The following is a 12,635-nucleotide window of genomic DNA, read 5'->3' as shown; positions in this document are numbered from 1 at the left end:
GTTACGAGGTAGTCGAATGTCCGACGAAAACACCGGCAAGGGTGACGGAAAACTGCTCTACTGCTCTTTCTGTGGAAAGAGCCAGGACGAGGTCCGTAAACTGATTGCCGGCCCGTCTGTCTTTATCTGTGATGAGTGTGTCGATCTATGTAACGACATCATCAGTGAAGAGATTCAGGACGCAGGGGTTGAAGAGCAGGGCGACAGGCTGCCTGCGCCGGAAGAGATCAGGCAGACCCTGGATGAGTACGTCATCGGTCAGGAGAGGGCCAAAAAGGTTCTTTCTGTGGCGGTATACAACCACTACAAGCGGCTGCGCTACCAGGGTAGCCAGGACGATGACGTCGAGCTGGGCAAGAGTAACATTCTGCTGATCGGGCCTACCGGAAGTGGTAAAACGCTGCTTGCGCAGACATTGGCGCGGCTGTTGAATGTGCCCTTCACGATTGCTGACGCGACCACGCTCACCGAAGCGGGATACGTGGGCGAGGATGTCGAGAACATCATTCAGAAGCTGCTGCAGAAGTGCGACTACGATGTGGAAAAGGCCCAAATGGGAATCGTCTACATCGATGAAATCGACAAGATTTCCCGCAAGTCTGATAATCCTTCCATTACTCGCGATGTATCCGGTGAGGGGGTTCAGCAGGCGCTGCTGAAGCTGATCGAGGGAACCGTCGCTTCAGTTCCGCCTCAAGGTGGGCGCAAGCATCCCCAGCAGGAGTTTCTGCAGGTGGATACCGGCAATATTCTCTTTATCTGTGGCGGTGCCTTTGCCGGCTTGGAGAAGGTTATTCAGGACCGCTCTGACAAGAGCAGTATCGGTTTTTCGGCCATGGTTAGCTCCAAGGACGGTGCCAAGAGTGTCGGTGAGACGCTGGAGGACCTGGAGGCCGAGGATCTGGTCAAGTACGGCCTGATTCCCGAGTTCGTGGGGCGTCTGCCGATGGTGGCGACGCTGGCCGAGCTGGACGAGGAGGCGCTCGTGCAGATTCTGACCGAGCCGAAGAACTCGCTGACCAAGCAGTACGCCAAGCTGTTTGAGCTTGAGGGTGTGGAGGTTGATTTTCGCGAAGACGCCCTCAAGGCGGTGGCCAACAAGGCGATGGAGCGCAAAACCGGCGCCCGGGGACTGCGCTCGATACTTGAGTCGGCGTTGCTGGACATCATGTTCCGCCTGCCGTCCATGGAGAACGTCAGCAAAGTGGTTATTGATGACGGTGTCATCCTCGAAGAGTCCGAACCGTTGTTGATCTACGATAACGTCGAGCCGTCGCGAGCGGCCCGGGACGACTGAGTAAATTTGAAAGGGCCCTTTTGGGGCCCTTTTTTGTTCACAGGGTTTTTTCCCGGTGCTACCTTGTAATTGGTACCCGTCGCCCCAATTCTCTTTCTCTTACTACAGCCGGATCGTCAGTATCGAGTCATCGCGGCAGAGGTTGGCTGTAGCCGACGCCGTCAGTCAAACAGAGGTCTCCACCATGGAGCATGAACACATCGAAAACGCGTCCCTGCAACTTCCGTTGCTTCCCCTGCGTGATGTGGTGGTCTATCCCCACATGGTCATTCCCCTTTTCGTAGGCCGCGAGAAATCGATTCAGGCTCTGGAAAAGGCGATGGAGGGAGACAAGGAGATACTGCTGGTCGCCCAGAAAAACGCTTCGGTCGACGAGCCAGGGGCGGAAGATGTGTTCGAGGTGGGTACTGTCGCCAATATCCTGCAGCTGCTGAAGCTGCCCGACGGTACCGTCAAGGTACTGGTCGAAGGTGGCTACCGGGCCCGTATCGGTGAGTTGGCCGAAGGAGAGGACGGCTGGGTCGCCGTCTGCGAGGAGCTGGCGGTTACCGAGCTGGGTGAGGAAGGCGAGGTCTTTACCCGTACCGTTCTGTCCCAGTTTGAGCAGTATGTTCAGCTCAACAAGAAGATTCCTGCCGAAGTGCTCTCCTCGCTCTCGAGCATCGACGACCCTGTGCGCTTGGGCGATACCATTGCTGCTCACATCACCGTCAAGCTGGATGAGAAACAGCGCATACTGGAGATGGTGGATACGCGTGAGCGCCTAGAGTACCTGCTGGGCCTGATGGAGGCCGAGATTGACCTGGTTAACGTGGAGAAGCGGATTCGTGGCCGGGTCAAGAAGCAGATGGAGAAGAGTCAGCGCGAGTATTACCTCAACGAGCAGATGAAGGCGATTCAGAAGGAACTGGGCGATCTTGATGAGGCCGGTCCCAACGAAGTCGAGCAGCTCAAGCAGCGCATCGAAGAGGCCGGGATGACCAAGGAGGCCAAGGAGAAGGCTCTCAACGAATTCAACAAGCTGAAAATGATGTCGCCGATGTCAGCCGAGGCGACTGTGGTTCGCAGTTATATCGACTGGATGGTCAGCCTGCCATGGAAAAAGCGCAGCAAAGTGCGTCATGACCTGTCGCGGGCTGAACTGGTTCTGGAGGAAGATCACTACGGCCTGGAGGAGGTGAAGGAGCGCATCCTCGAGTACCTCGCCGTTCAGCAGCGGGTGCGCAAGCTCAAAGGGCCGGTGCTCTGTCTGGTCGGCCCTCCCGGTGTGGGTAAAACGTCCCTGGGGCGTTCCATCGCTCGGGCCACCAACCGTAAATACGTGCGGATGGCGCTTGGTGGGGTGCGGGACGAAGCGGAAATTCGTGGTCATCGCCGCACGTATATCGGTTCCATGCCGGGCAAGTTGTTGCAGAAGATTTCCAAGGTGGGGGTTCGTAACCCGCTGTTCCTCCTCGATGAGATCGACAAAATCGGAATGGATCACCGGGGTGACCCCGCATCGGCATTGCTTGAAGTGCTCGATCCTGAGCAGAATCATACCTTCAATGATCATTACCTGGAGGTGGACTACGACCTGTCAGACGTCATGTTCGTCTGCACCTCCAACTCGATGAACATTCCTGGTCCCTTGCTGGACCGAATGGAGATCATTCGCATACCCGGTTACACCGAAGACGAGAAGGTTAAAATTGCCGAGCGCTATCTGGTTCCCAAGCAGTTGAAAACCAATGGTTTGCAGAAGGGTGAGATGGAGATCGCTGAGGAGAGTATTCGCGACCTTATTCGTTATTACACTCGGGAAGCTGGCGTGCGGGGCTTGGAGCGGGAGATCGCTAAAATCTGTCGCAAGGTGGTCAAGGAACGCGCACTCAACAAGGGGGAGAAGGAGCCCTTGGTGGTGGAGCCGGAGCATCTGGAAGAGTACAGCGGGGTGCGCAAATTCAACTTCGGCATGGCCGAGGAGCAGGATGTAGTGGGTCAGGTGACGGGGCTTGCCTGGACCCAGGTCGGGGGAGATATCCTCACGATTGAGGCGGCAGTGGTGCCTGGTAAGGGGCGTCAGGTGCATACGGGTTCTCTGGGTGATGTCATGAAGGAGTCCATCCAGGCGGCGCTGACGGTTGTGCGCAGCCGCGCGCAGGCGTTGGGGATCAAGTCCGACTTCCATGAGTCCAAGGATATCCACATCCACGTGCCGGAAGGGGCGACGCCCAAGGACGGCCCCAGTGCGGGTATCGGTATGTGTACAGCCTTGGTGTCGGCCTTGACCGACATTCCTGTGCGGGCGGATGTGGCCATGACCGGCGAAATCACCCTGCGTGGGCAGGTGCTGCCCATCGGTGGCTTGAAGGAAAAATTACTGGCTGCGCGACGTGGTGGAATCAAGGTCGTGATTATTCCGGAGGAAAATAAGCGCGATCTGAAAGAAATTCCCGACAATATTAAGGGAGAACTGGAAATTAAGCCGGTCCGTTGGATTGATGAAGTATTGGAAATTGCGCTTCAGTATTTGCCTAAACCCGAGGGTCTGGAGGAGACTAAAGTCGTCTCCGAAAAGAAAAAAGGACGTAAAGCTGTTCGGAATCAAATCAGCACTCATTAAGGCTGGAGGCCCCGTGTTTTGTTGGTTTCCGCGCTTGACACTGGTTTCGGCATGTTGGTATAAAGTGCGTCGAGCTAGTTTTACTGGGCACGGGCAATAAGAAAAAATTGCATTTTTTTAGAAGGGGAATGAAGTGAATAAATCTGAGTTGATTGATGCGATTGCAGCGTCGGCGGATCTTTCCAAGGCATCTGCCGGCCGTGCACTGGATGCGGCGCTGGACGCCATCACCGGTGCTCTGAAAGAGGGCGATAGTGTTGCGCTGGTAGGTTTCGGTACTTTTGGTGTTAAGGCGCGGGCCGCTCGCACTGGCCGCAACCCCCAGACTGGCCAGCCGATAGAAATTTCTGCTGCCAACGTACCGAGCTTCAAAGCCGGCAAGGCGCTCAAGGACGCGGTCAACTAAGACCGGACCAAGTTTTCTGGCAGTTAGCCGCTTCGGGTTGATTGCAAGAGTTACGGAGCGGTAGTTCAGCTGGTTAGAATACCGGCCTGTCACGCCGGGGGTCGCGGGTTCGAATCCCGTCCGTTCCGCCAGTATCTAAAGGCGCATTCGAAGGGATGCGCCTTTTTTTTCAAGAGTCATTCTGCACTCCATGGGGGCATCATGCTGCAGAGTATGCGGGAAAATTCCCAGGGTATAATCGCCAAAATCATCGTTGGCTTTATCATCGTCACCTTTGCGCTCTGGGGCGTGGATTCGCTGGTGGGCTTGGCTAGCGCGCCGGATGCGCCGGTGGAGGTCAATGGGGTTGAAATCACCGAACAGCAAATCCGGGAGGGCGTAGAGCTTCAACGGCGTCAGTTGATGGCTCAGATGGGCGATAACCTTGATCCCAGCCTGCTGGAAGACAGCTTGCTGCGAGGCATGGTCATTGAAGGGCTGGTCCAGCAAACGTTGTTGGTGCAGCACGCCCGGGAGCAGGGCATGGGCGTTGCCGATGAGCACATGGACCAGATTATTCTGCAGACGCCGGACTTCCAGGTGGACGGTCGCTTCGACCGCAGCCGGTTCGAGGCTCTGCTGCGCAATGTGGGGCTGACGCCGCTGATGTACCGTGACTACCTGCGCAAAGATACGTTGATCAACCAATCCCAGGCAGGACTCGTCGCGACCGCATTTGCGCTTCCCCGTGAAATCAGCGAGTTGGCCGCCCTTGACCGCCAGACCCGCGACATCCGTTATGTCGATCTGGAGCTTGCGCCTTACCGCGACCAGGTGGTGGTCAGCGATGACGAAATCGCTGAGTATTACGAGGCCAATCGGGAGGAGTTTCGCTCTCCTGAGCAGGTCGCCATTGAGTACGTAATGCTGAACAAGGCCGACGTGGCGGCGGGTATCGAAGTAGAAGAGGCCGAGTTGCAAAGCGAGTACGAGCGGCTGGTCGACAGCTTTGAAGGCGACGAAGCCCGCGAGGCTGCGCACATTCTGATTCAGGTGAACGACGAGCGCAGCGCCGAAGAGGCACGCACGCTGGCCGAGGACCTGACCGCGCAACTGGAGAGTGGTGCTGACTTTGCGGTACTTGCCCGGGAATACTCCGAAGACCCCGGCTCGGCCGAGGCGGGCGGAGATCTTGGGTATGTGGAGCGGGGCGTAATGGTGCCCGAGTTCGAAGAGGCCTTGTACAAGCTGAAAGAGGGCGAAGTATCGACACCGGTTCAGACCGATTTTGGTTACCACCTGATCAAGCTGGTGGCGATTGATGATGCTGAACCGCCGAGGTTTGAAGAGGTGCGCACCTCGCTGCTGAACGAACTGCAGTCACAGCGTGCCGAATCCTTGTTTGTGGCGCGTGCCGAAGAACTGGCTGATATCAGCTTCTCCGCGGCTGACCTGCGTGAGCCGGCAGAGGCGCTTAACCTGGATATTCAGACCAGCGACTTTTTCGGTCGCGAAGGCGGTGCGGACACGCTGCTTTCCAACCCCCGTCTGCTGGCCGCTGCGTTCGATCCGGAAGTGCTTGAAGCAGGTAATAACAGTGAGCTTGTAGAGCTTGATGCCGACCGTATGGTGGTCCTGCGCGTCAAGGAGCACCGTCCGGCCCAGGTCGAACCGCTGGGCCAGGTGCGCGAGCAAATTCAGGCGCTCCTGATTAACCAAAAGGCCGTAGCGAGGCTTCGCGACGACGCTCAGGAGATGATCGTGGCGATGCAGGCGCAGGGGCTGGAAGCCATTGCTCAATTCGATAAGAGTTGGCAGGAGCAGGATGCGATGGAACGGGGCGATCAGAGCGTTCCTGCGGCTATCCGTGACCGTGCCTTTAAATTGGCGAAGCCGCTTGATGCGCCCAGCTTTGGTATCGTTGAACGGGTTGACGGGCTGGCGGTCGTTGCGGTGACCGCGGTCAATGAGCCCCAGGACCTTGTCCTCAGCGATGCTGAGCGCCAGGGGCTGGGTGGTTTTATCGCCAACCGTTATGGCCAAGCCGATTACCAGGCGCTGCTGAGTCACCTGCGGGCAAATGCTGAGATCGAGCAGCGCTAGGCCGGTAAGGTCATGAAGTAACCCGGGGGGAGCTGGCTCCCCCTTTTTATTTATCGTTCGCCAGTCGCAGGTGGGCTGATGTCTTTAATTCTGGGTATCGACCCCGGTTCGCGGATTACCGGTTATGGCGTTATCAATGCCGTTGGGGTGCGTAACGAATACGTAGCCAGCGGCTGCATCCGTATTTCCGGGGATCACCTCCCCGATCGCCTGCAGCAGGTCTACGAAGGGGTTCTTGAGGTCATTCGACTGCATTGCCCCCAGGAAATGGCTATCGAGCAGGTGTTTATGGCCCGTAATGCCGACTCAGCGCTCAAGCTTGGTCAGGCGCGGGGGGCGGCGATCGTCGCGGGCGTCACTCAGGGTTTGCCCGTTGCCGAGTATGCGGCGCGGGCGGTCAAACAGGCGGTTGTGGGCAAGGGAGGGGCGGATAAGCGACAGGTCCAGCACATGGTCCGCTCTATCTTAAAACTGCCCGGGCTTCCCCAGGCGGATGCGGCGGACGCGCTCGCTATCGCGTTGTGTCATGCCCACACTCAGCATGGACTGATCTGTATGACCGGTGCCGGGGGGCGGCGACGCCTGCGCTAAATTCATCACCAGTAAAATCGGAACGCTATGATTGGACGTTTAAGAGGAGAGTTGATCGAGAAGCAGCCGCCTCAGCTCCTGCTTGAAGTGCAGGGTATCGCCTACGAGGTGGAAGCCCCCATGAGCACCTTCTACCAGTTGCCGGAGGTCGGGCAGCCGCTCTCTCTGTGGACCCACTTCGTGGTGCGCGAAGATGCCCATCTGCTGTTCGGCTTTCATACCCGGGAGGAGCGGGAGTTGTTCCGTGTGCTAATCAAGGTTAATGGCGTCGGCCCCAAGCTGGCCCTCACCATTCTCTCCGGGATTGAGGCCAGCGAGTTTGCCCGCTGTGTGCACCAGGACGATACCGCGGCCCTCGTACGTCTGCCCGGGGTGGGCAAAAAGACCGCTGAGCGGTTGATCATCGAAATGCGCGATAAATTCAGCGATGGCCTGCCCGCCCCGGCGCTTTTTCAGCCGGCGGGTGAGGTGTTGGCGCCGGCCACCGCCGATCCCCGGCAGGAGGCGGAGAGCGCGCTTATCGCCTTGGGCTACAAGCCGGCTCAGGCGACCAAGGCGGTCGCCGCAGCGGCGCGGACCCAGGACGGCGCAAGCGCCGAAAACCTGATCCGTCACGCCCTCAAGAGTATGGTCTAGGCAGCCGATCAAGTATGATATCAGCTTTGCTTAAGGCGGCGAGACCAGCGGTATGATCGAAGCGGATCGTTTTATCTCTCCCACCCCCGGGCCACGCACTGAAGAGGTTCAGGACCGGGCCATCCGGCCCAAGCTGCTGACTGACTACGTCGGGCAGTCGGCGGTGCGCGAGCAGATGGAGATTTTTATTCAGGCGGCCAGAATGCGGGCCGAGGCGCTGGACCACACCCTTATTTTCGGACCGCCGGGCCTGGGCAAGACGACCCTGGCCCATATAATCGCTAACGAAATGGAGGTTGAGGTCAAGACCACCTCCGGGCCGGTGCTGGAGAAGGCCGGTGACCTGGCGGCCATGCTGACCAACCTGGAAGCGGGCGATGTGCTCTTTATCGATGAGATCCATCGTCTCAGCCCCGCCGTGGAGGAAGTCCTCTACCCTGCGATGGAAGATTACCAGCTGGATATCATGATCGGTGAAGGCCCTGCCGCTCGCTCGATCAAGCTGGACCTGCCGCCCTTTACCCTGGTGGGCGCAACCACGCGCGCGGGCCTTTTGACTTCGCCCTTGCGGGATCGGTTCGGTATCGTGCAGCGCCTTGAGTTTTACTCGGTGAGCGACCTGACCCAGATCGTCAGCCGTTCGGCAGAGCTCTCCGGAGTGGCGATCGACTCCGACGGGGCTCGGGAGGTGGCGCGCCGCTCACGGGGCACGCCCCGTATTGCCAATCGCCTGCTGCGCCGGGCCCGCGACTTCGCCGAGGTGCGGGGGGATGGGCTGATATCGGGACAGCTGGCGGACGAGGCGCTGAACATGCTGCACGTGGACAGCCAGGGCTTCGATCATATGGACCGGCGGTTGCTGTTGGCGATGATAGAAAAGTTCGACGGCGGGCCGGTGGGCGTGGACAGCCTGGCGGCCGCCATCAGCGAGGAACGCGACACCATTGAAGATGTGCTCGAGCCTTATCTTATCCAGCAGGGTTACATCATGCGTACCCCCCGGGGTCGGGTGCTGACCAATAGCGCCTACCTGCATTTCGGCATGGAGCCTCCCGGCCGGGGCGCGGAGGCGGGCTGATTCCATGGCGCCCTTTACCTACCGGCTGCGGGTCTACATCGAAGATACCGATCTCGGTGGTATCGTCTACTACGTCAATTACCTCAAGTTCATGGAGCGGGCGCGGACCGAACTGTTGCGCGAGCTGGGCTTTGAGCAGACGAAGCTACGCAGCGCGGGGGTGATTTTTGTGGTGCACAGCCTGGACAGCCGTTATCTGAAGCCGGCGCAGCTTGACGATGAACTTAATGTAGAAACCGTGATCGAACAGGCTTCGGCGGCCACGCTCGCATTCAGGCAGAACGTAGCGAGGCTGGATGGTACCCTGCTTTGCAGTGCCTGCGTTAAAGTGGCCACGGTCGCCGCTGATTCGCTCAAGCCGACTCGAACACCGCGTCCGCTGGTCGAAGCGTTGGCGCCTTATTTACCATCCAATAATTGAAGTGACAGCCAAGATGAGGACCCAACACGGTGGTTGAAAAAATGTCTCTCTGGAGCCTGGTGGTCAACGCCAGTCTGGTGGTGCAACTGGTAATGATCAGCTTGCTGCTGGCCTCAGTGGTGTCCTGGGTGATGATTATTCAGCGCCGCAACTATTTGCGGCGGGCAAGGCGTACGCTGGTGGAGTTCGAAGAGAAGTTCTGGTCCGGCGTCGATCTGAGCCAGCTGTTTCGCCAGGTCAATGCCCAACCCAATCCCAACAGTGCCTTGGAGAATATTTTCCGCGCTGGGATCAAGGAGTTCACCCGCCTGCGCCAGCAAAGCGATGCCGATCCGGATGCGGTGATGGACGGTGTGCAGCGCTCCATGCGGGTAGCGCTGGCCCGGGAGGAGGAGAAGCTGGAAACCCACCTGCCGTTCCTCGCGACCGTCGGCTCCACCAGTCCTTACATCGGTCTTTTTGGCACCGTCTGGGGCATCATGAACTCGTTTCGGGGACTGGCGAATGTCCATCAGGCCACTCTGGCCAGCGTGGCGCCGGGCATCTCTGAGGCCCTGATCGCCACGGCGATCGGCCTTTTCGCCGCAATACCTGCGGTTATCGCCTACAACCGCTACTCGGCGCGGGTGGAAACGTTGATGAACAGTTACGAGACCTTTGCCGAGGAATTCTCCAGCATTCTTCATCGTCGTGTCTACGGGTCCAACTGATTTATGACTGCGCTGAGACCCAATAAGAAGCGCCGCAAGCTGAATGCGGAGATCAACGTCGTTCCCTACATCGATGTGATGATGGTGCTGCTGGTGATTTTTATGATCACGGCGCCCATGTTGACCCAGGGGGTGGATGTTGAGTTGCCGCAGGCGGGAGCGGAGCCGGTTGACACTCGGGACGAAGAGCCCCTGATTGCCACCGTCAATGCCCAGGGGGAGTATTTCCTCAATGTCGGCGGTGATCCCAAGGAGGCAATCGAGTTGCCGATTTTGGCGGACCGAGTGGGAAAAATACTGCGTACCAACCCCAAGAAGCTGGTACTGGTGCGTGGTGACAAGGCGGTGGATTACCAGCGGGTCGTGGGCCTGATGGCGGCGCTGCAGGGTGCCGGCGCACCCAGTGTCGGCCTGGTTACCGAGTAGGCGGTTGGCAGTGAACGACCTGCGTTCCTATATCGTACCTGCCTGTATCGCCGTTGCAATGCACGGCGGAATCTTGTTTTTGGCGGCCTCGACCTGGTTTGACCAGGAGGCTGAGCGGCGGGTGCAGCCGTTTCGCCACGTGAAGGCTGAGTTGATTGATCTCAAGGCGCTTAACCAGGCGGAGCAGGCCAAGCAGGAAGAGGTGCGGCGTCAGGCTGAGAAGAAGCGTCGCGAGGAGGAGAAAAAGCGCCTCGCGGCCGAGAAGAAAAAAGCCGAGGCTAAGCGCAGCGCTGAGGAAAAGCGCAAGCAGGAGCTGGCCGAAAAAAGGGCGGCCGAAGAGAAGCGCCGTGCCGAAGCCGAACGTAAGAAGGCCGAGGCGGAGGCCAAGCGCCGCGCCGAGACCGAGCGTCGGCGCTTGGCCGAGGAAAAAGCCCGTCAGGAGAAGGCGCGGCGCGAAGCCGAGGCCCGCAAAGAGGCGGAAGCTAAACGGGCTGCGGAGAAGGCTCGAGAGGAGCGTTTAGCCCGCGAGCGGGCCGAGGAACAGCGCCGCCAGGAGGCGGCCAAGGCTGCCGCTGAGGAGCGTGCCCGGCAGGAAGCCGAGCAGGCGCGCCAGGCCGAACTGGCCCGCGCCCGGGCGGCGCAAGAGCAGCAGGTAGTAGCCTCTGCCGGTGACCTGATTCGAGAGGTGGTGGCTTCCTACTGGTCTCGCCCCCCCTCTGCCCGTAACGGTATGGAGGTGGAGCTGCAAATTCACCTGCTACCCACTGGGGAGGTCGACGACGCTTACGTCACCCGCTCCAGCGGTGATGGGGCTTTTGACCGCAGCGCGGTGAATGCGGTACTCAAGGCCGAGCGCTTCCCCGAGCTCCAGAACATTGACCCCGTGGTTTTTGACCGCAACCTACGTCGAATCAAACTCAAATTCAGACCGGAGGATTTACGACTGTGACCCGCCGACTGTCAGCCCTGCTCTTTGGGGCGCTGCTTTTCATTGCTTTTGGCGCACGCGCCGAACTGACCATCGAAATAACTCAAGGGGTGGACGAGCCGGTACCGGTCGCCGTAGTGCCGTTCGGCTGGGCCGGTACCAGCGCGCTGAGCGAGGATGTCTCCAAGGTGGTTGCTGCTGATCTGTACCGCAGCGGTCTGTTCAAAATGATGGATCGTGCCGACATGCTCAGTTTCCCCACCCGGTCGGAGCAGGTCTATTTTCGTGACTGGCGCCTGGGCGGCCAGGAATACCTTGTTATTGGCCGTGTCCTGCCGGCCGCAGGGGGACAGCTGCGGGTCGAGTTTGAACTGCACGATGTACTCAAGGAGCAGCGTCTGCTCGGTGAGCAGCTGACGGTGAGGCCCGGCAGCCTGCGCAAAGCGGCCCATTACATCAGTGATAAGGTCTACGAGAAGCTGACCGGGATCCCTGGAGCCTTTTCCACCGAAATTGTCTACGTCACCTCAAAAAAGCTGGGCCCCGACGAGTTTAACTACCAGTTGCAGCTGGCCGATGCCGATGGTGCCAACGCGCGGATCATACTTGAGTCCCGCGAGCCGATTCTTTCTCCAAGCTGGAGCCGTGACGGCAAGCGGATCGCCTACGTCTCGTTTGAGACCGGTCGACCTGCCATTTACCTGCAGGATAAGCAGAGCGGTGCACGCGAGCGAGTGACCGGTTTTCGCGGGTTGAACGGAGCGCCGGCCTGGTCCCCCGACGGTTCGCGCCTGGCTATGACGCTCTCTAAGGACGGCAATCCGGAGATCTATGTGCTGGATATCGCCAGCCGCCAGTTTCAGCGGATTACCCGGCACTATGGGATCGACACTGAGCCCACCTGGTCGGCGGACGGACGCTCGATCATTTTTACCTCCAACCGGGGAGGCATGCCGCAGATTTACAGTATTGAGTTGGAGTCCGGCTGGGTCGAGCGTCTCACCTTTGAAGGCGACTATAATGCCCGGGGCAGTCTGACCCAGGATGGTCGTCACTTGGTGATGGTTCATCGCAATAACGGGGTTTTCCATATCGCGGTGCAGGACCTTAAGACCGGGCGCCTGGATGTGCTGACCGAAACCTACCTAGACGAGTCACCGAGTATTGCGCCTAACGGCAGCATGGTGATCTACGGCACCCAGGAGGGAACCCGGGAAGTGTTGGCGGTGGTTTCCATCGACGGAACCGTGAAATACAAGCTGCCTTCACGTGAGGGGAATGTGCGCGAGCCAGCATGGTCCCCTTACTTGCAATAGATCAATCTACGCAGTACCTTATGCCGAAAAACAAACAAGTGTCTGAATTATTATTAGGAGCAGATAATGCGAGTGGGAAATCTCAGCAAGGCTATGGCAATCGCCGCAACTGTCGTGTGGGCTGCCGGTTGTAGTACGA

The 12,635-nt window shown here is 58.8% G+C and carries 12 protein-coding genes and 1 tRNA gene; all 13 read left to right on the top strand.

Annotated features, from left to right (window positions below; genetic code table 11):
* Positions 1-16: 16 nt before the first annotated feature.
* Positions 17-1,297, top strand: a complete 1,281-nt coding sequence (clpX, locus tag JGZ97_RS07185; protein ID WP_207061945.1) for an ATP-dependent protease ATP-binding subunit ClpX — start codon at positions 17-19, stop codon at positions 1,295-1,297.
* Positions 1,298-1,481: 184 nt separating this feature from the next.
* Positions 1,482-3,902 (top strand): endopeptidase La, encoded by a 2,421-nt coding sequence (gene lon / locus JGZ97_RS07180; RefSeq protein WP_207061944.1) that lies wholly within the window; start codon positions 1,482-1,484, stop codon positions 3,900-3,902.
* A 133-nt stretch (positions 3,903-4,035) separates the two neighbouring features.
* On the top strand, positions 4,036-4,308 hold the full coding sequence (locus JGZ97_RS07175; protein WP_207061943.1) for an HU family DNA-binding protein: 273 nt from the start codon (positions 4,036-4,038) through the stop codon (positions 4,306-4,308).
* Positions 4,309-4,362: 54 nt separating this feature from the next.
* Positions 4,363-4,439, top strand: a tRNA-Asp gene (locus JGZ97_RS07170).
* A gap of 70 nt (positions 4,440-4,509) precedes the next feature.
* Positions 4,510-6,390 carry a SurA N-terminal domain-containing protein gene (locus tag JGZ97_RS07165; RefSeq protein ID WP_207061942.1) on the top strand — a complete coding sequence of 627 codons (1,881 nt, stop codon included), beginning with the start codon at positions 4,510-4,512 and terminating at the stop codon, positions 6,388-6,390.
* 78 nt (positions 6,391-6,468) lie between these two features.
* Complete coding sequence (gene ruvC, locus JGZ97_RS07160; protein ID WP_207061941.1) at positions 6,469-6,981, top strand: crossover junction endodeoxyribonuclease RuvC; 513 nt, start codon at positions 6,469-6,471, stop codon at positions 6,979-6,981.
* Between the two features lie 27 nt (positions 6,982-7,008).
* Positions 7,009-7,617: a Holliday junction branch migration protein RuvA gene (ruvA, locus tag JGZ97_RS07155; protein WP_207061940.1), complete on the top strand. Its 609-nt coding sequence runs from the start codon at positions 7,009-7,011 to the stop codon at positions 7,615-7,617.
* A 52-nt stretch (positions 7,618-7,669) separates the two neighbouring features.
* A complete protein-coding gene (gene ruvB, locus JGZ97_RS07150; RefSeq protein WP_207061939.1) occupies positions 7,670-8,695 on the top strand; it encodes a Holliday junction branch migration DNA helicase RuvB in 1,026 nt (341 codons plus the stop codon).
* Between the two features lie 4 nt (positions 8,696-8,699).
* Entirely contained in the window at positions 8,700-9,116 is a 417-nt protein-coding gene (gene ybgC, locus JGZ97_RS07145; protein ID WP_207061938.1) for a tol-pal system-associated acyl-CoA thioesterase, read from the top strand.
* Positions 9,117-9,157: 41 nt separating this feature from the next.
* Positions 9,158-9,826, top strand: coding sequence for a protein TolQ (gene tolQ, locus JGZ97_RS07140; protein ID WP_207061937.1), 669 nt, complete (start codon positions 9,158-9,160; stop codon positions 9,824-9,826).
* Between the two features lie 3 nt (positions 9,827-9,829).
* Positions 9,830-10,252, top strand: a complete 423-nt coding sequence (gene tolR, locus JGZ97_RS07135; RefSeq protein WP_207061936.1) for a protein TolR — start codon at positions 9,830-9,832, stop codon at positions 10,250-10,252.
* Positions 10,253-10,262: 10 nt separating this feature from the next.
* Positions 10,263-11,201 carry a cell envelope integrity protein TolA gene (gene tolA, locus JGZ97_RS07130; RefSeq protein WP_207061935.1) on the top strand — a complete coding sequence of 313 codons (939 nt, stop codon included), beginning with the start codon at positions 10,263-10,265 and terminating at the stop codon, positions 11,199-11,201.
* Positions 11,198-12,496, top strand: a complete 1,299-nt coding sequence (tolB, locus tag JGZ97_RS07125) for a Tol-Pal system beta propeller repeat protein TolB (RefSeq protein WP_207061934.1) — start codon at positions 11,198-11,200, stop codon at positions 12,494-12,496. The genes tolA and tolB overlap by 4 nt, the downstream gene beginning before the upstream one ends.
* Positions 12,497-12,635 lie beyond the last annotated feature (139 nt).

The organism is Motiliproteus sp. SC1-56 (genome assembly GCF_017309075.1).
Lineage (GTDB): Bacteria > Pseudomonadota > Gammaproteobacteria > Pseudomonadales > Balneatricaceae > Motiliproteus.
Note: the sequence above shows the minus strand (reverse complement) of the source record. Positions and strands in the feature narration are given on the sequence as shown.

Coding starts and splice junctions, on each gene's coding strand:
- JGZ97_RS07165 (WP_207061942.1), top strand. CDS start 4,510: ATGCTGCAGAGTATGCGGGAAAATTCCCAGGGTATAATCGCCAAAATC.
- tolR (WP_207061936.1), top strand. CDS start 9,830: ATGACTGCGCTGAGACCCAATAAGAAGCGCCGCAAGCTGAATGCGGAG.
- lon (WP_207061944.1), top strand. CDS start 1,482: ATGGAGCATGAACACATCGAAAACGCGTCCCTGCAACTTCCGTTGCTT.
- clpX (WP_207061945.1), top strand. CDS start 17: ATGTCCGACGAAAACACCGGCAAGGGTGACGGAAAACTGCTCTACTGC.
- ruvC (WP_207061941.1), top strand. CDS start 6,469: ATGTCTTTAATTCTGGGTATCGACCCCGGTTCGCGGATTACCGGTTAT.
- ruvB (WP_207061939.1), top strand. CDS start 7,670: ATGATCGAAGCGGATCGTTTTATCTCTCCCACCCCCGGGCCACGCACT.
- tolQ (WP_207061937.1), top strand. CDS start 9,158: ATGTCTCTCTGGAGCCTGGTGGTCAACGCCAGTCTGGTGGTGCAACTG.
- ruvA (WP_207061940.1), top strand. CDS start 7,009: ATGATTGGACGTTTAAGAGGAGAGTTGATCGAGAAGCAGCCGCCTCAG.
- ybgC (WP_207061938.1), top strand. CDS start 8,700: ATGGCGCCCTTTACCTACCGGCTGCGGGTCTACATCGAAGATACCGAT.